Consider the following 26,291-nt stretch of genomic DNA (forward strand, 5'->3'; position numbering starts at 1 on the left):
TAGTTTCTATGTTTTTTAGTTTATAGTTTTGCTATTTCCTTGAATCAAAAATCTTATATGACTTGTATTTTGGTAAGGCTATAGCTGTTTTATTATTAATTTTTACATACAAATCTGAATTAATCAAATCTAACTGTACATTACGGTTATAATGGTTGTAAATCATTTCTAACCTTGGAAATTCAGACGAATCTTTTTTATAATCTCTTGAAAAGTTATATTTCGTATTATAATAAAAAACTTGTTTTTTGAGTGTATAATCTTTATTAATTTTCAATAGAATTTTTGAATATAATAGTCCTGAAAATTGTTTCGGAACATAGGTTATTTCCCAATGATCTTTATAATCTTTAAAGGAATTTTCTTCACAAAGACGCACAAGATTTTCTATATCTTTAGTTAAATTAGATGAAGATTTTGGCGCATTATTTATCAACATTGTTTTATGTTTATGATCAACTTGTATCACATACTTTGTAGTTGTAACAATATCATTATTACCTACTTTCATTAAAACTTCATTTTTTGAGTTCTTCATAAATGATCCTAAATAACTCTCATGAATTACATTTGTAAGGTGATTTTTATAAAGGTTATACTTTATTTCAAACTTCAATGGTTTAGGTTCTGTGTATTTAGTAATCATAGATTTCATTACTTGATCACTTGTTTGACACCATATAGACCATGAAATTAGAAAACAAATATGAATTAGAATATTATGTATTATTTTCATTAATTAACTTTTATATAATTACCTGAACGGGTTTCTTGTATGGTCTTAATTCCTTTTAAGGTTTCTTTTTTTACTCTAATCAAACCTCCTTCGTTATCATACTCATAAAATGTAGCATAATTATTTTCGTCTAATTCGGACATCAATTTGAAATTTCCTGGATCATATACAAAAGATTTCATACTACCATTAGTAGGATGTATACGGATATCATCAAAGAAAACAGGGGTTCCTTTACTATCGTTAACTAATTCTATAATCATGAATTCAGATCCAACAGGAACATTAAATTTTTCATTTATACGTTGCCATCCTTCTACGACTTCTCCTTTTGGTTTAAAAGCATAGGTTATTATTTTTTTTCTATCTGCATTTTCAAATGAAACTTGAATTTTTACATTGGTAAATTCTTTAACTTGAGTATTTGTATCTTCTCTTACCCAAGCTCCTAAAATATAATTTTTTGAATCAAGAATTTTTGTTGACTCTACAATTCTACTAGGTTCGGGCTGAAACGAATAACATTCACTACATTTTGTTTTTCCTCCTTCATAAGGACAGCCAAGATCTGCCAAAACAATACCTTTAGATAAAAAATCATCATTAACTTCTTCTCCTAAAAACTTGAAATCAGGTAATGGAAAGTAGTCTAATTGAAAATTAGGGTTTTCATTTGGTTTAAAGTAAGAAGGAAATATACTCGAGTTTTTTGGAATTCGTGCATTTTCAAGATCAAATAAATATTTTAACGATAAAGCTAAAGATGATGTAAGAGCTCCTTCTTGTGTGGTACCAGCAATCGACTGTTTCAATTTATTTTCTGAAAAATTAAGGGATTCTACTGAATTATCTTCTTCTAATAGATTTACTTCGCTTATATTTTCGTTCACGCTATTAGTTTCCTCTTGAATATCATTTTGAACGACCACAGGTTTTGATGTTGTATAATTAGGGTCTTTTCTCTTTAAAAGAGGGAGGGTTGTTTCTTTATTATATACATAATAACCATTCTCTACTCCTATAACAAATAGATGTGGTTTTTTTTCTTGACCACCCGACAATTTGTGTAAACTTTTGTTGTTAAATTTAAGCATTGTAGCTTGCAATTTATCTAAATCAGTGGTTTGTGAACCATCTGTAATCATTATAACCATATTTAGTTTTAAATATGATTCTTTAGCAAGAAATAAGACTGTTTCTAAACCACTTCTCCAAAAATCAGATCCTTCACTTAAGCCTGTAACATTGTCTTTTTTATTGTATTTTTTACAATAATTTGAGAGCCATGGTAAAAAGTGTGACTTCAAGTTATTAGTGTCAATCTTAATAGGTGCAATATAATCATTACGCCAAGTGTTTGGAAGTGTATTTACTGTAACTTCGCCTTCATCTGTATTAGACATTCCAATTACGGACAGATACATATTTCCTCCCTGTTTTTCGTTTATTTCTGCTTGTTGGGTAAAATAGGCTGATAATTGTCTTTTCAACTGTGCTCTTTCTCTTTCATCTAATGAACCTGACTCATCTAAAACTAAAGCTACATGATTTTTACATTTTTCGAGGAGTAATTGTTCTGGACAAAAATTAATATGACGTATTTCTACTTTGCCAGGTTTTGATCCATCTGACAAAATGAGTTTACCATCTAAATTAAGATAATCAGATGATGTATATCCCAACAAATCAAGATCGGAAAAACTGAGATCTTTATTGGTTGTATTCCAATCAGCAGCTATAAAATCAGGTTCTTTATCTATAAATTTCAAAGGACGAAACCAGAACTTCATACTTTTATCATCCATTGAAAACCCATAAATCCTAGGTAATGAATAAGTAATATAAGGTTTAAGATCAATTAATTCGTCGCAAATATATCCTGAAGGAATACTTTCTCCATTAAGTGTTTTTTGACGTAAATGATTCAATAAATTCAGAACAAGTTTTTTTACTACAGTAGAATTACCATTGGCAGTAATACATGATTGAAAACAATCTTGTGCTTCAAAAGGATAAAAGAATTCAGAAATACAACCTTCGGCAGTGGTTATTTTAAGATTTAATCTATAACTTCCCACTTTAGTAGGGGTATATTGATAATACCCTTTCATTTCTGTAACCTTATCAACAACTACCCCCGAAGGATCAACCATGCTCCAACTATATTCTACATCCTTTGCCGAAGCGGAAAAAGTAAAATGAGAAACCTTTCCAACACAGTTTACATTCATCTTTTTTAAAAGAGCTTGTGTTTTTTCTTTAGTTTTATTCAATTCTAGATCTTTGGTCGGATTTTGTCCTTTTTGAATAATGCTACACCATTCAACTTCATTAATGCGTCCTATCATCTTTCCTTCTAAATATTGACATCCATTTTCAGAACCACCCGTATAGAATTTTTTTAAATTATCATATTGGTCAACATACTCTACCCATGAGTTTACTGCTGGATTATGCTCTTTATTAGTAATACTCCATAAACTTTGGAAACTTCCTTGTGAAAAAAATTCATCATTAGTTTTAGGTTCAAAATTCAATATTACGCCAGGAAATGGGAGATCACAACATTCTACAACCTTTACTTCTAAAGGATTAATTACTTTTGAGCAACCATCTAAAGTTACCGTTAACTCAATGCTATTTGAACCCGGCATACTAAAAGTAACACCTGCATTAGGTGTATTAACAGTACTAATAATCTGACCTTTAACATCTTTGAATACCCATTGATAAGTAGCCTTACTTAAATCAATATTCTTATCATCAGGTTCAAATCTTAAGTTCTCTATAACTTTATTACCACATTTGTAATCCGTTATTCCCGAAGCAACAACAATCTTACCTTCGGGTCTCGGACCAATAACAATTTTACCATCAGGTATATTACAAGGGCATTTCTTTACCTCTGTAGTACTTTTATAATCATACACACAACCTGTGGTGGTGGTAAATTTTAATTCAATTGTATTGATTCCTACTGTGGTTAAGGTGTAATTTAAATTCTTATCAGAAGTGGTATAAACGATGTTTCCATTTGGATCTTTTATGGTCCAAAAATAAGTCCCGCTATTGAGCTGATCTATCGTTGATTGCAATAAGTCTGTTACTATCAATCTTGAACTAATAGGATTATCACCACAGGTATACGTACAGGATGGTTTGCACTCACTTCCATCATCCATATAAAGACGTGCAGCTAACGACTTACAATTGGTCACATTGAGCGTGATGGGGTTTCGTTCTAATACTAGATTCTTATGATCAACATCTGAAATTGTTATAATCGGATTTTTTGATCTACAAATATAAACTCCTGCGTCTGATGCTTTAATATTTGTAAGCTTCAATTCTCTATTATTAACGGAATCGTCTGTAATAGGCATACCATCTTTAAACCACTGAAAAGTATCTTCATTAGGTAAATATCTACCATCTTTACACATTGTAAGCGTTATATTTACTCCAATATTTGCATTTATAATCTCCACAAAATCTGTCCTTTTTTGAGGAGCATAAGAAAATCCTTCATTACGATTAGAATCATATATATTATTACCAACAGAATTCTGAAACGAAGAAAAATTTCTTTTGAAATCTATAAATCTTAAATTATTATTATCACTTAATAAAGCATGCAAGTTTTTTTTAGACACATCTGGAATTTCGCCATAAAGATCATTATTATGAAAAGTTAAAGTTGTTAATTCTCTACAATTAATCAAAGATTTTGGTAATCTTCCCGACAAATTATTTAATCCTAAACATAAACTTCTCAATGGTGAGTTTAATGGAATATTTTCAGGTATACTACCTATAATTTTATTATTAGCTAAATCGATTCCTCTTAGGCTTACCCCTTGAAATAACTTATTTGGTAATGGTCCGTTGAGGCTATTATAGGAAAGATCAAGAAACCTTAATGTAGGTGAATCAAAAAAATGCTCAGGAATTCCTCCAATAATTGCAGTTCCTCTAATTTGAATTAGATCAATCTTTTCCAATTCACCAAATTTTCCCTCAAGTGTACCATACAATTGATCTTCATTATTTAAACTCAAAATAAAAGTTTCTAAATTAGATAAGTTACTAAAACTAGGTAATTCACCTGAAAAATTAGATCTGATAATTATTCTCTTTAATTTTGATAGGGCATTTATAGATGCTGGAATAGCGCCTCTATAATTAGATCCCTCAAGTATTATTTCTTCCAAACTAGACAAATTTCCAATATTTGGAGAAATAGTAAACGGAAGATTTTCACAATGAAACACACTTAAGCTTCTTAGTTTTTTTAAATTATATATTGAATTAGGTAAATCTTTTCTTAATTTATTACATTGTGACAAATCAAGGAATTCTAAATTTTCTAAGTTATTAAAGACATCAGGTAATTCACCTTCAATATCTAAATTTGTATAATAATCTAACATACCCAATTTCAGCCCAATAACTTTTCCATTTGCAGTAAAAACTCCTTGCCAATTTGAATTTCCATACGAATCAATTACAGGTGAGTTGAAATCCCATTTATATTTCAAATTCCTATTCCATGAAGAACCATTAGTAGCATCAAAAATAGCACGCAAAGCTGATCGTTCAGCAGTAGATACGTCAGTATATATTTGTCTATTTAAGAATTTCTTTTCTTTTCCATATTTCTTGATAATATCATTTACTAACTGTTTCTCTTTTAAGATAGCATCAATTTCTTTGTCAATTTCAGATTGCGCATTTATAGAAGTTCTATTATTTGTTTTTCCTAGGTTTTGTTTATTTCTAACGAGATCAAATCCTATTTCAGCGTCGTTATAATTTTGAGCCACAACGCCAAAACCATTTAGTAGAATAAAAAGATAGAGATATATGTTCTGTATGAGTTTCATAAATTCGATTTTTTTTCAGTGGTACAACAGGAAGATCACTATTAGATTATATTTATAATAACGATATCTATATTGTATTATATGTATCTGAATTATTTTGTACTTTTTGGAACCGCTGGACCGTTACAGTTTATTAATTTTTTAGTTAGTGTTGCCTTGGTTTGAGCCTCCACACGAATACTTTTTTTACCTGTATGTGCTTGTTTATCAGTTATAGTAATACGCTCTTTTTTCAGGGCTTCTTGCCAATTAAAATGAGATTTTATTGGATTGGTACTCTCGTTAAAGTCATAATCTTCAAAACCATCAAAAGCAAGTTCTTTGTATCGGGTATTAGATCCTACAGCTATAGGAAAACGGTTGTTATAACCATATAAAGCCGTAGAATATCGATTCAACGCATCTTTGTTTTCAATTTCTTGTCCCCAAGGATTAAACTGTGAAATTTCCGAAGCAAAAGTCCAGGATTTATATCCTTCTGTAGATATTTTCCAAGTATTGGTTCCTGGGTCATATATATAAAAGGATTTAAAATCATTAAGGAATCCAGAATGCCTAGGATGATGATCTTTATTATTTCTACCTGTAAGGTAAGCGTAGGACTTTATGGGTCTGTATATACCCAGTATATTATAACAATATGGGTTGTATGATTTTTCTTCTAAAATATCAAAATCTAAATTAGAATTATCTTGATTGTACTGGAATACAAGTTGATTATTTGCATCAAAAATCATTCTAGGCATATTTCCATTGCATTGAGCTGGCCAAATATCATTATACTCTATAGCCGAAACATTAACAATTTTGTAATCATTCCAGTTTTTAGATAAAAAAGGATTGGTTCCTAACGATGTTTGATTGGTTACAGGATCTTTTACTAAGTTTTCTAATGGATTTTTCATTAGCGTTACGCTTTGCATAGAAGCACTCGCCATATTAGCATACCCTGAACGAATAACCTTAAATTTTCCTTGATCTACTACTTTTAAATTAGAATTATCATCGCTGATTTTATCACTTACTTTAACACCTTTTTCGTCAATTAGATCAAAAGTACTTTTATTATTAATAGTATTAATATTAACCACCCATGCTCTAAATTCTTTGTTTTTAACCTCTTTTGGAGAGGCAGGAGTAACCCAAACTTCATCGCCTTCAACTAGATAATTAGAGGCAATTTCACCACCTGTTAACTCATATTTCTTACGAAATGGATCAAATTGTAAGTCCCATTCTAAGCCTAAATTTAGCGAAGCTTGGTTCATACGTTTGTAAGCCCAATAAGCAGGAAAATTAAGCGAATAATACTTATCATTAAACTCATTAATGGTTTCTGTTAATATAACTTCACCAGTGTTAGCATCCCAAGCAAGATTACGTGTACTTACTTGAGAACCTAAGTCGTAAGCAATGGTTTCCCTTAAAATCCCTGTAGAGTGCACTACTTTTGTTGTAACTACAGTTTTTAAAATATTTTCATGATGAGAATATATAGGTAATGGAATGGGGACAAAAATAGGAACTATAACAGGCAACATTTCGGTATTAAAATGTATTCCTATATTTTGTGTTTCTGATTGATTAATTCTAAAATCATTGATTACATCATAATCTACTCCTACAATGTTTTTTTCTACCTTTCCATTTTCATCTATAGTAGTAATTTCATTATTAAGATTTCCTTGACCTGAAACTTTTTCTGTCAAGTTGTCGTAAATATAATCCATACCTGAAATTGGGGTGTCTTGCCCTTCTGCATACACTTTTTGGCTTTTAAGTTTTCCATCCATATCATTAGTATGAACAAAAAATCCTTGACTTAAAGATAAATGTGTTTTTACATCTAGATTTAATAATGTACCAATATCTGAATGATCCCATTCAGGAGAAATTTTTGTAAAATCAGCAATAGTAGGATACTCTCTTGAAGTATAAAACTCAGAGACTACCTGCCCTGTAGCATGTTTTTTAACAACTATTTTTTCTGAATCTGATATCTTTTTTTCTCTCGTAAGATTTTTTACGGCTACTCTTGCATAGGTAATTTTAGGAGATGGATAAAAACATTCTCCCAAAGGCATTTCAACATAGTTTTTCACATCGCCCCCTAAAAGTGTTTCTTTATGAGCGTGATCATAGAAAGGTAAGACTAACGGATTTTCTTTACACCCAATAGGTTCATAAGTAGCTACTCCTGATGAATTTCCTTTTTGATCTTTGTAAATATATTCTTGACCATAGGCCTGCATATAAGCTTCCTCATTTTTATGTTCAGTCATTACATCCCATCTGTCTTTTAGCTTTATTTCTTTTACTCTTGCTCCTCCCCCAAATTTTCGTCCATCAGGCTGCATTAAACGAATCCATGATTTGTTTGGAATAAAATACATAGCAATGCCTTTTTCTATAAGTTGGGCGTTGGGGCTTTTAAAAATATCTGCAATTTGAGGAACTAACATCATAAGATCCATTACAACCCCTTTAACATCATCTAGTTGTCTATCTTCTTCTCCTGTATTATTATAGATTAATTTATTCAAGTGTTGACGACCAAAAAACCATCCTGCCTTAGCAATTGGATTTACAGGTAAAGCAGCAGTTAAACCATCTCCTTTAGTAACTGTTTTGATTTTAAGTACTCCATAACTTACATCTCCAATTCTTACTGTATTATGTCCAGATGATTCTATATTGATATATCCTGTAACATAATCATATTTATCTTGTCCAAATCGAACATTATTCATATTGAGTAAAAATCTAAAATAAATATCTTTATCTATTAATTTTTTAATATACTTCTCCTGAAATTCTTCAAGTGTACATACTTTATCTAACCTGATGTATAAATAATTTTTTAAATTTACAAAGTCAGGCGTATAAAGCTCTCTACTATTTATTTCAGACGCGGAAGGATTTGATTTACTTCCTACACCTACCACTTTAAACATTTGCATGACTTCTTTATCTTGCACATATTTATAATCATCTGATTCATATTTTATGTCTAATATGCCTCCCGAAGGGAGTTCTACTGAATTTAGCAACCAAGCTGATGTATATAAATCAGCATTTTGTTGACTCCTTTGTTCTACATACGGATATTCAGCATTAGATAAAGGATCATATGGGCTATATCTAGAAGCCTCCTCTGGTTTATAATTGCCCCACACATCATTTGCCCTTTGATCATATTTAGGATTATATCCGTAATTAAATATATAGGGAGTATGTTTCCCCATATTTGAGTTTCTATAGGTAAAATAAATTTTTTTTAAGGTTAATTTTCCTCCTTGGTTTTCAATTTCATTAGGTTCATTGGCTGAGACTTTATTATTATTTGGTACGTCTTGACACAATGAATAATCATATACGAAATTAGCTACTTTTATAGGAATAGCATTTTCTCCTTTGGCACTATATTCTGGTTTTGAATATAAGGCAATCTTGTCTAGCTTCCACATTTTAGACCAAGGATGATTTGGATTATCATCGCGCCCTCCATTTTCATCCATTACACCATGTCCGTCTTTTCTTGCAGATATTGAAAAAATAGCTACATGCGTTTTGGTTTCTATTTTTTGAAGATAAACCATTTCTTTCTCTCCATAGAGATAATTTCCTTTATTATCTTTATCTAAAGATTTTAGCCCTTCATCATAATTTGCAAGTGCTTTTTCGTAAGGAACTCTCCATTTATATGTATAAAGTTTTCCATCTAACTTTCCTTTATTTTCGTATGAAAATTTAGTGTAATTCCCTAAATCACCATCTGTAGGCCCTTTTTTCCCATCAATATCTCTATAATCTGAAGACAAAACAGAAGTTAAAAGATAAGTATGTGCATACCCAGGAGTAGTTATTCTATTAAAGTATTGATCTCCTATTCTGTTATTTCCTGTTGAATTATCAATTCCTGGAACATAATTAATAAACCCTCTTTTATTTTTAGTTTCAGGTGTTCTTCCTGAAATATCAAAAGTGACTTCCTTCTTAACAACGTTATAAGCTGTTTTATCATAATTATATCGTTCTCCCCCCTCTTTCGTTATTCTAATAGCTGCGGTATGATGCTTTTTAGATCTTGCGAATGGATTTATTGAAAATTCACCATACTTACGAGCTTCTTCAACTGAAATTTTTTCGATGCTTTGTCCTCTATTTACACGATGATCCCCTCTTTTAATCTGTAATTCTTTTCCTAATGGTAATGTCTTATATAAAAATTTATCATAGTAAAACAAACTAGCATTCCTATTGTATTTAGCTCCTTCTATTTTAAAAGCTACAGGACTATACCCTCCTAGTTTGGTTTGATTGTTAGGATCTGATAGTGTTGAGTTATAAAAAAGTTGCTTCATGTCTTTGTCTACATGAAACCCTCCTATATTTTTGAAAAAAACTTTTTCATAGTTTGGGTTGTTTCCTGATTTTTTTTCTAACAATCTTTTTATTGGAGACGTTTGCCAAAGACCAGAAGAGCTAATGCTTTCTGTGGCATCTATATCAAAGCCAAAATGCGCACCTGAACCTGCGCCAATTTCACCTCCCAAATTTAATCCAAAACTTTCATCAGTAGTATAATTATCATATACAAGACCTACTTGCCCTCTATAAGGTCTAAACATACCTCTAATTCCCTGACCTTGTATATTATACAAATCATACGAATAATTAGTAATGGGTAATGATATAGTATTTTCGTTTAACTCTCGATCCTTTTCACGATTAAAATCTAAGATATCTGAATATCCCGCCAGAGTAGTATTTTCATAACCAAATCCTTTTTCTGTTTTATTTTTTTCAGATTCTTTAATCCCTTGTTCATTTTTATATCCAGAAAATTTTGTTCCTGGGTTTATGCCATACGTAGCAATTTCAATATTCATAGAAAAGGTATAGTTTTTAGAAGACATACCTATTCTTTTAGTGGGCGTAAACGATGTGTTTGTAAACGATAAAGATCCTCCTCCAACAGAACCTGTTTGCCCTTGAGCTTTATTTCCTTCTGTTATACTTCCGTCCTGATTTTTTACTGACCTTTGAGCCTCTTTATCTGTTTTAGTATAAGATGCCGACGCTGTAAAAGTTTCTACTCCTTTTCTACTGTTTAAACCAACTCCTAGGCTTAATCCGACACTTTTACTTTTTTCTTCAACAGTCTTAGTCTTAAGACTAAATGAAGCACTAGGTAAAACACTAACTCCCTCTGTAGAAGAAGAATTCAGATTTAATCCGACAGATAAATTCTTACTAATATCGTAACTTATTCCTCCATTAGTTGAAAAACCAACACCGTCGTAATTATTATACTTTATTCCAAGACCAAAGCCAACTCTAAGCCCTGCTTTTTCTTTTAATCCGAATGGTGAAATAAAAATATTGGCAGAACTACCAATGGTAATATTAGGTTTCATGTTATTTTCATAAGTCATAACATCCCCCTTAAAGTCATCGGGCAATCCACGTACTTGTCGTGAGATTTGACCTACACTCAAATCCCAGCCTAATCCCACCCAAGAAGCTTCTTGATCCATCGTAACTCCTGAATTATAAGCTAAGTTAATAGGATACCCCCCCACATCCATGATAGGAATATTATAATTAAAATCACCACTTGATAAATCCACCATATCTGATGTGGCAATAGGTGTAAAGGAGTTAAATTCAGGTTGTGTAGGACCTGTTGTCAAAGCATAAGCTGCTGTAGGAGTCATCAACTCTACAATTAAATTTATCAACAAGTAATACGCAACAATCTTTGAAAAACGACTTTCTCTAATTTTCCTCATAGCTTTATTTGAGTATCGGCACTATTAAATTTAAATTTTAATGTCCCTTTTTTAAATAATTTATCTTTGTATATTAACTGTACTTCCTCATCAGGTTGTATCCCTGAAAAATACAGCAGTATTTTTTGATAGGGTGTTATTTTGTATGTCCTTTCATAATTTACGCCAGCACAAGGAATCGTATCTTTTTTGGATGTTACTACATAAAAATCTTGATCTATCCCAAAAGCTAAATACTTTAGGCCTTCCTCGTAACTAATTCCCGTAAAAGAAGGATCAAGTAGTTCTTTTTCTTCTTCTTGTTGAAAAACAAACTCCATCACCCGCTCTGTTTTATTAGCCTTATAAATAGAGTCTATAGCCCATAAATCTTGGCTACCTTGATTTTTTAACAAATAGTACTGAATAGGAACTTCTGTAGCCGTAAATCCTATATCGTCTACTTTTTGAGTACGCATACGCGATTTCCATCCACGTCCCTCTAATTGGAAGAGTTGATAACGAATATCAGAATCATCTTTAGGATCTTTTTTACAAGAAATTAAAGAGAAAAAGGGCACTACGAAATAGAGTAGAACCAATTTAATTTCCTTCATATTTTTGATTTGAAAATTGGATTAAATCAAGCGTAATATCTACTTTAGGATTAGCATAAATAACTTGCTGTTCTTGTGTTGAACCTATCACAACTTGATAGTTTTGCTGAGTAGCATATTCTTGAACATACTCTTGAAGTCGTTTCCAAATTTTAGCTGATTCTTCCATAACAAATGCTTGACTTGCTTGTTCGAATTCGTTTCGCTTTAAGATAAATTCTTTGTTTAAATTTTCGTTGTTTTCATTCCCAGGTGTATTAATTTTAGCATATAAGGAGTCTAAAACCGCTTTTTGTGTTCTAAATTCACGATCTCCTGCCTTTTTCATTTCTTTGGTCATATTAAAACCTTCAAAAAGCTTTGCATTATTTACACACACTACATCAGGTGATTTAAACACCTGAAAAACAACTAATAATATTACAACAAAGGATAGAAGAATTAACCCAATAGGTAGTATTTTGTCATTGCATTTTTCCCAACTAAAACGCATTTTCTTATTTTTTCTTACAAAAGTAAGACTTTTAAAGACTTTAGAAAAATTCAAACAACTGTTTTTTATTTTTTTTCTTACAAAAATTTATTTAAAGAAAATTTAATTTAAATTGCGCTTTTTTAATCAATGCTACAAAAACCTTGAAAAAAAACACTTTTAAATTTACTTCTCTACTTTTTATCTATTCTTTATTATGCTCTTTTCAAGACCCTTTTTTGATCAAGAGAATTTCAGATAAGGACTTCCGTTATGAGTTTTTTACAACGAATAAAAAGAAAACGCCTAAAATTAACAAAGACTATTTCTGGTTTAAAGGTGGACTTATACATAATTCTCAATACGGTATTGCTGGTGAATTGTTAGATGGTAAATTTTCAAAATTTTACCATAGCAACCAATTGGCTGAACAAGGAACTTTTAAAAAAGGTCTAAAAATAAAAGAATGGAAATCTTGGCATCCTAATGGCAAAATTGCATTCATAGAACATTGGTCTTCTGGACTAAAACATGGTGAGTATTTTTCTTTTGATACAGAGGGAAAGATGATTGAGCGTGGATTTTATAAAAATGATTTAAAAGCTAAAATTTGGATTCATTTTGAACGAAAAGACACCTTATTTTACAAGGAAGGCAAAATCATATCACCCAAAAAAGCAAATAGGACTACTCAAAAAAAACCTGACACATCTGGTAAAGCTAGTTTTTTCAAACGTCTATTTTGTAAAAAAAACAAAAATCATGATGCTCAAGGCGCATAGTCTTCTTTATGCAATTTATATCTGTTTATTGATTTCCATTATTTGTGGAGCCTTACTCTATTTTTTCAATTTATATAGTTTATTAAACCTACACTATAATTTAGAAGAGGAATTATATATACAAAATCAATCTGCCTTGAATTTTGCATTGGGAAATAATTTGAATGAAACCACCGATTTTCTCACTGATGAAAACAATTCAATTCATAATAGTTATAATACAAAACCGTATGGTTTACTTAACGTAGTTACTACGCAATCTGTCTTTAAAAATGATACGATTACAGCTACCCATTTAATTGGTGGTTACAATCATCTAGAAACAGCACTCTATATTTCTAATTTCACACAAAATATTGGGTATAATGGAATCATAAAGTTACACGGAACAACTTATTTTCCTTCAAATTACATATCCCCTACTTATCTAACCAATGAAATAAACTCTTTCACACATATTGGAAGAAAAGAAATTTCAAAACTTCGTTTACCTGAAATAAATCCTAAATTTAATAAAATTTTAGAGGGATTTACAACGAATAAAAACACTTTAAATAATAACAATAAAGTAAAGGATTCCTTATTTTTTAATTCATTTACCAAACCAACTGAAGAAATAAACATAGATAGTAATTTGAGTAATATTATAATAAAAGGTAATTTTATATTACGCAACAAAGATTCTATTAAAATTACTAAAAGTGCAATCTTAGAAGATGTTATCGTCGTTTCGCCAAGAATAACGATAGAAGAAGGCTTCAAAGGAAATGCTCAATTTATAGCAACCCAAAAAATCAATGTTGGCACTAAGGTAATTCTAAATTATCCTTCCGCACTTATTCTTAAAAGCCAAGAAAACGAAGAAACTAAAATTAAAATTGGAAAAGAAACTAAAATTTTCGGCACAGTAGTTTTATTTGGGAATGGAATAGAAAATATTAGTAAAAATAGCATTAGTATTGAAGATAAGAATTTAGTAGTTGGTTCTATTTATTGTACTGGCAAACTTGATTTACAAGGAACAGTATATGGTTCTGTGTTTACTAATAAAGTTTTTAGACAAACTAGCTCCTCTGTACATGAAAATGTACTACATAATCTCACAATTAATATTACTAAAAAACCTTATTATTTCATGGATTTTCCTTTATTTATAAATCCAAATACAAAATATGGTGTCATTAAAAAACTTAAATAAAGTAAAAGCTAATTCAATTCTAGAATCTGTGGTAGCATTGTGTATCATATCAATATGCTTGTACACAGCTATGTTAATTTTTTCAGCCGTTTTAACTCCAAAGTCAGCACCTAAATACTATCAAACACAACATCAAACTAACGGTCTTTTTTATCTTACACAATTACAACTCGATTCACTTGTACAAGAAGCAGAAAATATTACTATAGAGACGAAACTAATAGATATAAATTTAAAAGAAATAAAAGTTTCATACAAAGATAGCTCTGAAACAGAGCTTACAAAAAAGTTTTACATACTTAATCATGAAGAATAATTATTTAAAAGCTTTTTCTATTTTGGAAGCTATTTTATCTATGGCTATTACAGCAATTATTATAGGACTTACTTTTACTTTATTTTCTATCATAACTGAAAGGATGTTAAATTACAAAGAACAAAATCAGGCTACCCATGACTTAAATAGACTCACATATAGTATTAATAAAGATATTTTTGATAATGATAAGATGGAAATAATTGATAATACAGTGCATTTTTCAAATTATACTGGAATGTATACTAATTATTATTTTGAAAAAGAAAATATAATTAGAAGCAATGAAACTTTTGTAGATACTTTTAAAATTACTGTTCGTCATTTTCAAATTGATTCGCTTCATGATGTTTCTGAAAAAACACATTTTCAAAGGATAAAAATAAAAATCAGTTCAGATAGTATTCTTATGGATTTAAATTTTTACAAACCTATTTTTGCCTACGATTTGATATCAAAAAAATTTAAAAATGAGTTTTGATTTAAAAATCCTTAAAAAAAAGAACACCTCAAATACAAAAAAAGCTTCAGGTGCATTCTCTTTTAGTTTACGTAAAAAAATCTCTGATAAACAAAAAGAAAATTTCTATAGAGAATTAGGTCTTTTACTAAAATCAGGAGTAGATTTCAAGAAAGCATTAGAAATTTTGAGTAATCAATCTACTCATAAAAACGAGAAAGAAATTATAATATCAGTAAAAACTAAGGTAAGCCAGGGAAGAAGCATATACGAATCTATAAAGGAAACAAATCAATTTTCACCTTATGAATATTATAGCATTCAAATAGGTGAAGAAACGAGAAAGTTAGAAGAAATTTTACATGAATTACAAAAATACTTCAACCGTAAAATACAAATGCAGCGTCAAATCGTTTCGGTATTAACCTACCCTGTAATTGTATTGATTGTAACCTTTTTAGTTTTGTATTTTATGCTGAACAAGGTCGTTCCTATGTTTAGTTCTGTTTTTAAACAGTTTGGAAATGAATTGCCTAAAAGCACTCAAATTATTATCAACTTATCTAATAATTCAGGCAAAATATTTAGTGGCATTCTATTGGTAATTATAATTTCATTAATAGCTCATTATTCTTTTAAAAAAAATACTCAATATCGTGCATTTATAACAGGACTCATTTTACGATTACCTTATTTTGGCAATCTAATTCAAAAAATTTATCTATCTCGTTTTTGCCAAGCCATGAGTTTGCTTATCACTTCGCGTACTACTTTGATTAATTCTTTATCACTTACTTCCAAAATGATAGGCTTTTACCCAATAGAAAACGCTATTGAAACCATAAAAAAAGACATTACAAAAGGTGCTTCTTTAAGCGAAAGTTTACAAAAACATCCTGTTTTTGAAGCCAAGATGGTATCTATGATTGAGGTATCAGAACAAGTTAATCAGTTAGACACCATGTTCGAAAAACTAACTGAACAATACAACGAGGAAGTCAATTATCAAACCAAAATGATTGGCGTAATTTTAGAACCTATGCTTATTATCATTATAGGTATTATAGTAGGAATCATTATGGTATCAATGTATGCACCTATGTTTGACTTAAGTAAAATTATCAAAAATTAATAGTCTTCCTTAACATAAATAACAATGAAATTAAATACTGTTTAAACGATAATATATAATACTAGTTGAACAGTGAAAACTAAAAAAATTCTGGCTCAAATTATGCGTTCGCCTTTATCTCAGATTACGCATTAGAAAAACTAATTTTTATAACTCATTGAAATAAAATGTTTTAATTTTTATCAATTCTAGTTTTTAAAAAATTAAAGTATTAGGAAATCAATAAAGTTTTTTTAAAATTCTCTAATGCGTAATTTGAGGTTATAATAAAAATAAAAGGCTCATATAGAGGGCCATTTTTTAACTTGTTTTTTATCAAGAACCTATTTATTTTCTTTTTTAGACTATTCATAACATTTATCAGTTGCTAGATAAAAATCTTTATATATTTTTGTTAAGGCTGTCCAAAAAGTAACAACGTTCTATTTAGCTTGTCTCATTATCAAAGTTATGCAATTCATTTCGGTTGAGTAACTAGATCTAAACAACTGAAACGAGTTAAATAACAATCTTGTCGTTTTGAAACACCTTTAACTAGTATATTTTTCACAATAAAAAACAAACGATATGAAACCGGATTTATTTCAATCACCCGATTATTACCAGTTAGATGATCTTTTAACAGAAGAGCATAAATTAGTACGTGATGCTGCTCGTACATGGGTAAAAAAAGAAATATCACCTATAATTGAAGAATATGCACAACGCGCTGAATTTCCTCATCAAATTATTAAAGGATTAGGTGAAATAGGCGGATTTGGGCCATATATACCTGTTGAATATGGTGGTGCGGGATTAGATCAGATTTCGTATGGTTTAATAATGCAAGAAATAGAAAGAGGAGACTCTGGTGTACGTTCTACTTCATCTGTACAATCTTCATTGGTCATGTATCCTATTTGGAAATATGGATCTGAAGCACAACGTCAAAAATATTTACCTAAATTAGCTACAGGAGAATGGATGGGTTGTTTTGGATTAACAGAACCTGATTACGGATCAAATCCCGGGGGTATGGTAACTAATTTCAAAGATATGGGAGATCATTATCTATTAAATGGTGCTAAAATGTGGATTTCTAATGCTCCTTTTGCTCAAATTGCAGTAGTTTGGGCAAAAAATGAAGAAGGTCGTATTCACGGATTAATTGTTGAACGAGGAATGGATGGTTTTAGCACACCTGAAACCCATAACAAGTGGTCTCTACGTGCCTCTGCAACAGGAGAACTTATATTTGATAATGTAAAAGTCCCTAAAGAAAACTTACTACCTGGCAAATCAGGATTAGGCGCTCCTCTTGGTTGTCTAGACTCGGCTCGTTATGGAATTGCATGGGGTGCAATTGGGGCTGCTATGGATTGTTATGACACAGCCCTACGTTATTCCAAAGAACGCATTCAATTTGAAAAACCAATTGGCGCAACTCAATTACAACAAAAAAAACTTGCTGAAATGATTACCGAAATCACAAAGGCTCAACTTTTAACTTGGAGATTAGGTGTCTTACGTAATGAAGGAAAAGCTACATCAGCTCAAATCTCCATGGCAAAAAGAAACAATGTAGACATGGCTCTAACGATAGCTCGTGATGCTCGCCAGATACTGGGTGGAATGGGAATTACAGGAGAATACTCTATTATGCGTCACATGATGAATTTAGAATCTGTAGTAACATACGAAGGAACTCATGATATTCATTTATTAATTACAGGTATGGATATAACAGGTTTTCCTGCTTTCAAATAGTACATAAATAAAAATCATATAAATGCCTCCCCTATTAGGGAGGCATTTATTATTTTTGTTGAAATTTATTAAAATAATGAGCATAGAATCTATCCATAAAAGTATCCAAACACAAAAGGATATACTATTAAACCATCCTTTGTATTCTAAAATCAAAACATTAGAATCGCTTAATATATTTCTCGAACATCACATTTACGCTGTTTGGGATTTTATGTCTTTATTAAAAGCACTACAAAATCAATTAACGTGCACTAGCACTCCATGGAAAGCCTCCCCTAACCCAGAAACTCGTTATTTAATCAATGAAATAGTTTTAGCAGAAGAGTCTGACTTAGCTCTAGATGGTAGGCGTCTAAGTCATTATGAAATGTATTTAGAAGCTATGTATGACTGTGGTGCTTCTACGAGCGAAATCAAGAAATTTTTGAAACATACTGATGAAACTCAAAATATTTTCAAAAGCATTAATGAAAGTGAATTAGGACAAGCTATAAAGGACTTTTTAAATTTTACTTTTAATGTAATTGAAAAAGGACAAGCTCATGAAATAGCAAGCGCGTTTACTTTTGGGAGAGAAGATCTAATACCTAGCATGTTTACGGCTATTTTGAAAAATTTTAAAGAATCATTTCCTGAAAAAGATTTTTCAAAATTAATTTATTATTTCGAACGACATATAGAACTTGATGCGGACGAACACGGTCCCATGGCTATGAAAATGATTGAATACTTAGCAAACAACGACCCAAAAAAATGGAATGAAATGGAAATCATTGCAATTGAAGCTTTGGAAAAACGAATTGCTTTGTGGAATGCAATTGAGAAAGCAATTGACTCTATCTAAAAAATAAAACTGCCCGAAAAATTTAATTTCTCTTAATTATCCTATTATTCGGGCAGAATAGTTTCTTATTCAGCAGGGGCTAATTCTATTTCTAATCCGTTAATTTCAGGAGTTATTAAAATCTGACAACCTAAACGACTATTTTCTTTTACATTTAAAGCTTCCCAAAGCATAGCCTCTTCATCAGGATTTTTTTCAGGTAATTCTACATTATTCAAAACATAACATTGACAAGAAGCACACATAGCCATTCCTCCACAAATACCTATAGTTCCTTCAGGGGCCAATTCATACGCACGAACAAGTTCCATAATATTCATATTCATATCTGTTGGTGCTTGTACTTCATGAGTTACTCCTTCTCTATCCGTTATTTTTATGATAATATCTAAAGACATATTTTTTTCTTACAAAAGTAACGATATTTATAGAAAAATATTAAATTTGACAAAACTTTGGGGGATTAGCTCATTTGGCTAGAGCGCTACGCTGGCAGCGTAGAGGTGACCGGTTCGAGCCCGGTATTCTCCACTTTTTATTTTTTTTAGAATATTTTTTCTAGAAAGAAAAAAATAATATATTTGACAAAACATGGGGGATTAGCTCAGCTGGCTAGAGCGCCTGCCTTGCACGCAGGAGGTCATCGGTTCGACTCCGATATTCTCCACTAAATTAACTAACCAAAACCAAAAACCGAGAGCGTCTCCTAGAGGCGTTTTTTTTATCTCATAATAAAATGAAAAATAAGACCTTATTTATTTTATTTTTATTTTGTTTCTTAAAAGCTTCTTCTCAAGAAATCATAACAACTCTTCCTGATACTGTAACACATTGGAAGAAACAAAATAAAATTTCTTTAGACATTAATCAAATAAGTTTTATTAATTGGAATGCGGGTGGTAACAATTCTATTTCGGGTCTGATTAAAGGTGATTTCAAAAGAATTTTCCAGCATAAAAACATCAAATGGCATAATGAGCTATTATTTCGCTATGGTATAAACAAACAAGATGGTCAAGAAATAAGAAAAACAGAAGATGTCTTTCTCTTAAATTCTACTTTAGGTTTTAAAAAGGATAGTATTTCTAATTGGCACTATTCCGCTAAATTAAATTTCAATACTCAATTTGCAAATGGATATAAGCATCCTAACTTTGAGAAGCCTATTTCTAGTTTTTTTGCCCCAGCTTATCTATTCATAGGTATTGGTACTGAATATATTGATAAAGATCAAAATTTTAAAATCTATTTATCTCCTTTAACTCAAAAATCTACTTTTGTCTTTAATACAGATTTAGCGAACGAAGGTGCTTTTGGCGTAGAAAAAGGAAAAAAATATCGAAACGAAATTGGAATTCTTCTAACCGCTTTTCACAAAGACGAAATATATCAAAATATTTATTTAGAAAACAAAATTAATCTTTACACAGACTATCTAAATAATTTTGGTAACATAGACGTAAATTGGCAATTACAATTTGATTTCATCATCAATAAATACGTTTCAGCAAACATTAATTCCAATTTGTTATATGATGATGATGTTAAGACTAAAAATGAGATAAATGGACAATTAATTACATCAGGAGCTAAAATTCAATTTAAGCAGATAATTGGTATTGGTTTAAATTATTCTTTTTAGAAAACTCCTAATAAAACTTTCTAAAATCTAGAAATAACGTCTATATATTATTCCTATTTTTATTATTTAGGTAGTAAAATATTTGTTTCAAGAAAATCATTTATCTCAAATTAAAACACATCTTATTTAAGTATTAAATTTATAGCGTTTAAAATTAAAATATACTGGACTAAAAAGTAAAATTCTCGATCTGTTTTTTTTATTTTAAAACAACTCTAACAAATGGTTGAGCATATAACTGAAATCATCGTTAGTTCGAGCGTGAAGCGCATCGAGAACCAACACTATTCTTTATTGCTTTTGTAGGATAGTGTCGAAATGAAAAATTACAAACTTTTTGAACAGTCTCAAGGTTAAAAAAATAGTATTATGAGAAAATTTCAAAGTTTAAATGGTATTATAGCCTCATAAGATTAATTTTAAATTTAAAATATACCTAAACAACATTGTTTTTTTCGAACATTTTGCTTTAAAAAGAAATTAAATTCAAAAGAGACGCTATACAAATAATTAACTAAATATACTTTCTTATTCTAAATCTATTTAATCATACAAAAAAATAAAATGTTTAAAATATCATTTTTATAAATAAAAAAATTATTGTCTAACTACTATCCGTTTTCTTTTTTCGAATTTTACTTCTAAAGAATCTCGGTATATTTTTCTTATTACTACACCATTACACTCTGTATTTAATCGAGTTTTAAATAGGTTATCATTAACTTTTATTAAAATTAGTTCCTCTGCTTTTCCTTGGGTTTTTATGTAACCATAAAATTTTATATCTGGAAAAGGGTTTTCTTCAATTACTTTGACTGGTTTTATAGGTTTTATCTCATTTTTCTTAAGTTTTAATAGGTTTGTCGTTATATTTGTTTGTTGTGGTTTATTATTTTCAATTTTAATAACCTTAACCGTCTTTAAAAAAGGGTCTATTGAAAGAGAACCTAGAAGAAAAGTATCCTTTTCAATTTTATCTGGTAATTTTATAGTAATATTATTTTCAAAATTGTTTTCTATTTGTTTGTCTTGAAAGAAATGGCTTATATATTTATAAATTACAGTTCCCCATAACGCTAAAACACCTATTAAAAGGATCACGTTTATTTTTTTTTTCATCATTAATTTATTAATAAACTATTTGGTTTACTGTATAAAGATCCTATATTTCCTGCTTTATCTTTGGCTTTTACTCTCCAGAAATAAGTAGCTGTAGCAGTAAATATTTTTTGGTAATTTGTCGTAGTTGTAATTTGGCTTTCAAAATTTTTAGTAAAATCAACATCCGTTGCAAACTCAATTATATAATAATCAATAGGTGATTTAATGGTCCCAGAATCAGTATCTAATTTCCAACTAAGTTCTACGGTAGAATTCACTTTACGTGTTTCAGCATTATTAGGTAATAGATTTTGTGGCGCGTTTGGCGGAGTTGTATCTAATGAAAACGTAGATTTATTAAAATCAGTAGATGACGTTGTATTTATAGCTTTTACTCTCCATTCATAAAGGGCATCTGATTTCAAAACAGTTGCATCTAAAACATAAGTTGGTGTTGTTAGACCTTCTTTAGAAAGCAATAATAAATTACTATTGGTCACGTCATATAATTCTAGAGTATAAGTAGTTGCTATTTTTATAGGATCCCAGATTAATATTAAATTATTCCTATTAGTAAAAAAACCATTGGACGGACTTTTTAGAATTACGAGTTGGTTTTCTAAACTGGTTGGTAATTTTATATCGAAGGAACTTGAGATTGTATATTTCGATTCATATCCTTGATTTTCTCCTCTAATTTTAAACTTGTATTTACCAGGTAGTAATGGGAGTTTTAAAGAGTTTTTAGTGGTTATTGTATCTTTTATTACAAGTGCATTTTTATCTTCTATTTGTAACCGATATTTATTGGCTCCTTTAAGTGGTTCCCATTGAAAACTGATTATATTACTTTCTATAACACTCCCCTCTTTTGGTGTTAAAACATTTACGACATCGGTTGTAATGTCTTTTTCTAAAATATCATCACACGCTGTAATACTTATAGCAAAAAACAAAAATAATACGTTATTAAATACCTTCATAATTTTGAAATATAAGTTTTAAATATAATTTTTCTTCTTTATCATTTTTTTGTTCTGTAAAAAACTGTAAACTTACAAGTTTTGAGCTTTGAAAATTATTTTCAAAGTTATAAATTGTGTTTAGTAATTGATTAGTATTTCCTGACAGAACTATACTATTTGTTATGATTGAAAGGTGTTCATCTTTAAAAAAATGGATAGGTTGAATCGAGTGTATCGCAATTTCTGAATGGTTTTTTGCTAAAAAATCAATAATTTCTTGTTGTATAATTTCTTTTTCTTTTCCGCTTTTACCAATTAATAGATCTAATTTGGCAACGTCATTATATAATTTATTTAAACCTGATGTTTTGGCATTTATTTCTTGCGTCTTTTCTATAAGTGCTTTATATTCTTTATATGAGCCTATTAACTGGCTAAAAGAACGTTTATAAGCAGTAATAGATAACAAACAAAGTATTACTAATAATGCTTTAAATTTTTGTTTGAAAGAATACTGATTAAACATGATGTGTTATGATTTTTATTTCAAACTGTAACCTATTTTTTTTATCTTTTTTAAAATTGACAATCTCAAATTTTCTTACCCAACTAAGTTTTTTTATATCAGTTAGCCAATTATTAAAAACCTTTTCTTCTTGTGTATGCCCTTTAATAAAAAAAGTATTAGGAGTCATTAAGATTTTTTTATTTATTTTAATTTCTTTATCTACAGGAGCATAATTTAGCTCATTTAATTTCATATCATTTGGCACTATTTTCAATAAGTCAAACACGTAATGTGATATAAAAATATTTGAAGTTATTCCTGATTCATTTACAATCATCATTTGTTGTTCTCTCCTTTTTTCTAATTTTTTAATTTGTTTATAGGATTGATTTGAATAGATGACTTCTAAATTAAGTTCGCTTATCTTTTTATTAAAATATTGTATAGAGGTATAACTTAAGAGGAGTAAGGTAAAAAAAGAGACTAGCATAATAACAGCTAGTTTATTAAAAGCTTTTTGATAAATTACTTCTTCTAAATTAATTTTATTTTCGGTTTTAGTAATTTCTTCAGGTTGTAAGAAAAAATGTATAGCGCTTGCGTATAGAGGTAAATGACTGCTTAAAAGAGTATCTTCTCCGACTTGAATGGAAGTAGTTTTATTGTTTTTAAGAAAACTTTCAAGTTTATTTTCTTCAAAAATCAATTCTAGTTCACCAGCTTTTATGGTGTTTATGTGTATATAATCTTTTAGAAAGGCTACAGGAAAAGCTCCTATATATACATCTAGTACCTGAAAATGATTTGCTTGAAAAAATTGTATGTTTTCTTCTACCAAAATACTTCTAGAAAAACTCATAAAACGGATTTCTTCATTTTGAAAAGTAGTGTGGTAGATACTATCAAAATTAATTGTTTTTAGCCAATTTATATCTATTTCATTATTGTTATCTACTTTTTTGTTTAATATCCCTTTACCATCAATTGATAGAACAACAGGAATTTTCACATCAGTTGCTTTACAAAGTTTTTCAAAACTATCAAAAGTTCTAGAATTTAATATATTAAGCTTATTTCTTTTTTTGAAGACCGTCAATACATGAAATACGTCAGCATGTTCTTTTTTAACAATGCCAATGATATTTATTTTATTAATTTTTATTATTTGGGTAAGGTATTGTAGCATTAATATACAACGGTTGGTTTAATGAATATATGAAGTTTTGAATCATTTTTTGATTTTTTTCGGCTACTTGTAAACCATTTCAAAACAGGGATTCTTGAAATCAAAGGGACACCTGTTCCTGAATTTTCTTTTTTTAATTCATCTAGTCCTCCAAGTAGTATCATTTCTCCATTTTTAACCCTTACTAATGATTCAAATTTTTGTGTAGCTTTCCCAGGAGGGGCATTTTCTCCTGCTCTACCTAAGAATGAACTTTTTTCAACTGCAATATTTAGAGTTACATTTTCATCTGTAGAAACAAAAGGTTTTATTGATACACTTAAGTTAGCATCTGTTGGTTTCCAAGTTCCTGATTGTAATATATTATTCCCTATATTATTATTACTTAAAATCTGATTATTTTGTTCAAAATAATAACTAGTTTCTCCAATTGCAAGTTTGGCTTCATGACCGCTGATTGTTGCTATTTTAGGTGTTGATTCTACTTTTAGTATTAAATTATTTTCTAGTAATTTTAAATTAGCGTAAAAACTTTCCGTTACTTTTCCTATTTTAAATAAGCCAAAACCATTAAAAGCATTTATTAAACTATTTATTGAAGTACTATTTAATGACATATCGGCTGTAGGATATAAAGTTCCTGAAGTTCCTATAGGAGCTTGTCCTTTTGCTAAAAGTCCTGCTTTAAAACCGCTTTGAATATCATATCCTTTGTTATACTGAGCAATAATTACCTCTATTTGTACCATAGGTACAACTTTATCAATTTGTTTTAAATAAAGACGAAGTTCGTCAATTGCTTTTTTGGATCCTGAAACAATCAAACTATTTAATTCTACAAATTCTTTAATTTCAAGTTTTTCAGCAAAAACTCTTGGTAAAGATTGTTGTACACTTTCGATCGAACGATTTTCTAATTGAATAATTTCAGTAGCTCTAAGTCCTTCAGTAGCATATTCTCCTATCAGATATAAATTATCTTGTTTTTTAAAGGTGTATTTTCTGCCTTTAAATACATGTTCTAATAAATCATCAAATGTTATATGCTCCACAGAAAGACTAGTCTTTTCGTTTTCAGGTTTATTATACAAAAAATAATTAATATGTAATTTTTCAGCTGCTTCTGTCAGAAGATCATTTACATCTGCAAGATCTGCATTTATATTTAAAAAACCTGTTTTATCTAATAAAACATCATAGTATCCTGGTATTCCTCGGCTGGCTTTTGCCTGTTTATTTCTGACATTATTATTTATTCCATAAGCATTTCCGTTATTATTAGGCTCTTTATTTTTTTCTAGAAAGAAAAAGCCATTTTCATCTTTTGAAACAACTAGATCGTTCGATTTAGACATCATTTGCATAACCTGTTCAAAAGGTCTGTTTAGAATGTAAGAAGATACTCTTAGTCCTTTTATATCTGGAGCTAAAACCACATTCTTTCCAGATTTATCTATGATTGCTTTTGCTACAGCAGGAAGAGAATCGTTTTCTAATTTCAAAGAAAGAAAATCATTTTCTTTATTATAAGTAACATCAATGTTTTTAGGTTGTTTTTTCTCGATAATTTTAATTTCTTTTCTCTTTTTGAAAACGATTATATTATTCAAAAAACTTACTTCTAAATCATATTTTTGTATTAAATGTAGAAAAACATCTTTAACTGTTACATCATAGAAATTATTAACTACCGTTTGATTTAGATCAGTATCTACATCAATATTAAGTTGATGTTCTTCTGCAATGGAAGCTATGAAATCATGTAAAGAAAGTCCTGAAACATTAATTTTCAAAACTTCATTTATTCCTTTTTTTTGTTTTGATAGTTCATCCAATTTATAACTTAATTGATTTAAGTCTTGTTGAGCGAAAACTGAATGGGATAAAACAATACCTAAAAGGAAATAAATAATTTTTTTAAACATT

19 protein-coding genes and 2 tRNA genes are annotated in these 26,291 nt (G+C 29.6%); 10 read left to right on the forward strand and 11 right to left on the reverse strand.

From position 1 onward, the window contains the following. Nucleotides 1–31 precede the first annotated feature (31 nt). The 5 genes from AWN65_RS12910 to AWN65_RS12930 form a co-directional block, all read right to left on the reverse strand. Nucleotides 32–736: a hypothetical protein gene (locus AWN65_RS12910; RefSeq protein ID WP_063743569.1), complete on the reverse strand. Its 705-nt coding sequence runs from the start codon at nt 734–736 to the stop codon at nt 32–34. After that, complete coding sequence (locus AWN65_RS12915) at nt 736–5,619, reverse strand: hypothetical protein (RefSeq protein ID WP_063743568.1); 4,884 nt, start codon at nt 5,617–5,619, stop codon at nt 736–738. The genes AWN65_RS12910 and AWN65_RS12915 overlap by 1 nt, the downstream gene beginning before the upstream one ends. A 92-nt stretch (nt 5,620–5,711) precedes the next feature. Beyond that, the gene (locus AWN65_RS12920; protein WP_063743567.1) at nt 5,712–11,414 is read right to left on the reverse strand and encodes a hypothetical protein; all 5,703 of its coding nucleotides are present in this window, start codon (nt 11,412–11,414) and stop codon (nt 5,712–5,714) included. Then, entirely contained in the window at nt 11,411–12,010 is a 600-nt protein-coding gene (locus AWN65_RS12925) for a hypothetical protein (RefSeq protein WP_060383525.1), read from the reverse strand. Before AWN65_RS12925 ends, AWN65_RS12920 begins: the two co-directional genes overlap by 4 nt. Then, complete coding sequence (locus AWN65_RS12930) at nt 11,997–12,503, reverse strand: OmpH family outer membrane protein (protein WP_060383526.1); 507 nt, start codon at nt 12,501–12,503, stop codon at nt 11,997–11,999. The genes AWN65_RS12925 and AWN65_RS12930 overlap by 14 nt, the downstream gene beginning before the upstream one ends. A gap of 218 nt (nt 12,504–12,721) precedes the next feature. Here AWN65_RS12930 and AWN65_RS12935 point away from each other — a divergent pair, with 218 nt between their 5' ends. The 7 genes from AWN65_RS12935 (at nt 12,722) to AWN65_RS12965 (ending at nt 18,963) form a co-directional block, all read left to right on the forward strand. Continuing rightward, nucleotides 12,722–13,264, forward strand: coding sequence for a toxin-antitoxin system YwqK family antitoxin (locus AWN65_RS12935; RefSeq protein WP_145902568.1), 543 nt, complete (start codon nt 12,722–12,724; stop codon nt 13,262–13,264). 136 nt (nt 13,265–13,400) lie between these two features. After that, a complete protein-coding gene (locus AWN65_RS12940; protein ID WP_145902569.1) occupies nt 13,401–14,462 on the forward strand; it encodes a hypothetical protein in 1,062 nt (353 codons plus the stop codon). Then, nucleotides 14,437–14,778, forward strand: a complete 342-nt coding sequence (locus tag AWN65_RS12945) for a hypothetical protein (protein ID WP_060383529.1) — start codon at nt 14,437–14,439, stop codon at nt 14,776–14,778. Before AWN65_RS12940 ends, AWN65_RS12945 begins: the two co-directional genes overlap by 26 nt. Further along, the gene (locus tag AWN65_RS12950) at nt 14,768–15,259 is read left to right on the forward strand and encodes a PulJ/GspJ family protein (protein WP_060383530.1); all 492 of its coding nucleotides are present in this window, start codon (nt 14,768–14,770) and stop codon (nt 15,257–15,259) included. The genes AWN65_RS12945 and AWN65_RS12950 overlap by 11 nt, the downstream gene beginning before the upstream one ends. After that, the gene (locus AWN65_RS12955; RefSeq protein WP_060383531.1) at nt 15,249–16,370 is read left to right on the forward strand and encodes a type II secretion system F family protein; all 1,122 of its coding nucleotides are present in this window, start codon (nt 15,249–15,251) and stop codon (nt 16,368–16,370) included. Before AWN65_RS12950 ends, AWN65_RS12955 begins: the two co-directional genes overlap by 11 nt. Before the next feature lie 567 nt (nt 16,371–16,937). Further along, the gene (locus AWN65_RS12960) at nt 16,938–18,116 is read left to right on the forward strand and encodes an acyl-CoA dehydrogenase family protein (RefSeq protein ID WP_060383532.1); all 1,179 of its coding nucleotides are present in this window, start codon (nt 16,938–16,940) and stop codon (nt 18,114–18,116) included. Nucleotides 18,117–18,192: 76 nt separating this feature from the next. Continuing rightward, the gene (locus AWN65_RS12965; RefSeq protein WP_060383533.1) at nt 18,193–18,963 is read left to right on the forward strand and encodes a DUF3050 domain-containing protein; all 771 of its coding nucleotides are present in this window, start codon (nt 18,193–18,195) and stop codon (nt 18,961–18,963) included. Nucleotides 18,964–19,028: 65 nt separating this feature from the next. Here AWN65_RS12965 and AWN65_RS12970 read toward each other — a convergent pair whose 3' ends face one another. Beyond that, nucleotides 19,029–19,361 (reverse strand): 2Fe-2S iron-sulfur cluster-binding family protein, encoded by a 333-nt coding sequence (locus tag AWN65_RS12970; RefSeq protein ID WP_060383534.1) that lies wholly within the window; start codon nt 19,359–19,361, stop codon nt 19,029–19,031. A 59-nt stretch (nt 19,362–19,420) separates the two neighbouring features. Between AWN65_RS12970 and AWN65_RS12975 the strand changes: the two genes are divergently transcribed. The 3 genes from AWN65_RS12975 to AWN65_RS12985 all read left to right on the forward strand — a co-directional run bounded on the left by AWN65_RS12975 (nt 19,421) and on the right by AWN65_RS12985 (nt 20,605). Continuing rightward, a tRNA-Ala gene (locus AWN65_RS12975) sits at nt 19,421–19,494 on the forward strand. A gap of 62 nt (nt 19,495–19,556) precedes the next feature. Further along, nucleotides 19,557–19,630: transfer RNA gene (locus AWN65_RS12980), tRNA-Ala, on the forward strand. Nucleotides 19,631–19,699: 69 nt separating this feature from the next. Next, complete coding sequence (locus AWN65_RS12985; RefSeq protein WP_060383535.1) at nt 19,700–20,605, forward strand: DUF3078 domain-containing protein; 906 nt, start codon at nt 19,700–19,702, stop codon at nt 20,603–20,605. Between the two features lie 597 nt (nt 20,606–21,202). Here AWN65_RS12985 and AWN65_RS12990 read toward each other — a convergent pair. From AWN65_RS12990 to AWN65_RS13010, 5 genes are read right to left on the reverse strand one after another with little or no spacing between them, the layout of a single operon-like run. Beyond that, nucleotides 21,203–21,727 carry a hypothetical protein gene (locus tag AWN65_RS12990; protein ID WP_060383536.1) on the reverse strand — a complete coding sequence of 175 codons (525 nt, stop codon included), beginning with the start codon at nt 21,725–21,727 and terminating at the stop codon, nt 21,203–21,205. Next, nucleotides 21,727–22,689, reverse strand: a complete 963-nt coding sequence (locus tag AWN65_RS12995) for a phage tail protein (RefSeq protein WP_060383537.1) — start codon at nt 22,687–22,689, stop codon at nt 21,727–21,729. Before AWN65_RS12995 ends, AWN65_RS12990 begins: the two co-directional genes overlap by 1 nt. Next, complete coding sequence (locus AWN65_RS13000) at nt 22,676–23,197, reverse strand: hypothetical protein (protein WP_060383538.1); 522 nt, start codon at nt 23,195–23,197, stop codon at nt 22,676–22,678. Before AWN65_RS13000 ends, AWN65_RS12995 begins: the two co-directional genes overlap by 14 nt. Further along, on the reverse strand, nt 23,190–24,365 hold the full coding sequence (locus tag AWN65_RS13005; RefSeq protein WP_060383539.1) for a hypothetical protein: 1,176 nt from the start codon (nt 24,363–24,365) through the stop codon (nt 23,190–23,192). The genes AWN65_RS13000 and AWN65_RS13005 overlap by 8 nt, the downstream gene beginning before the upstream one ends. After that, complete coding sequence (locus AWN65_RS13010) at nt 24,365–26,290, reverse strand: type II secretion system protein GspD (protein ID WP_060383540.1); 1,926 nt, start codon at nt 26,288–26,290, stop codon at nt 24,365–24,367. The genes AWN65_RS13005 and AWN65_RS13010 overlap by 1 nt, the downstream gene beginning before the upstream one ends. Nucleotide 26,291 lies beyond the last annotated feature (1 nt).

It is taken from the genome of Flavobacterium covae, assembly GCF_001534645.1.
GTDB classification, from domain to species: Bacteria; Bacteroidota; Bacteroidia; order Flavobacteriales; family Flavobacteriaceae; genus Flavobacterium; species Flavobacterium covae.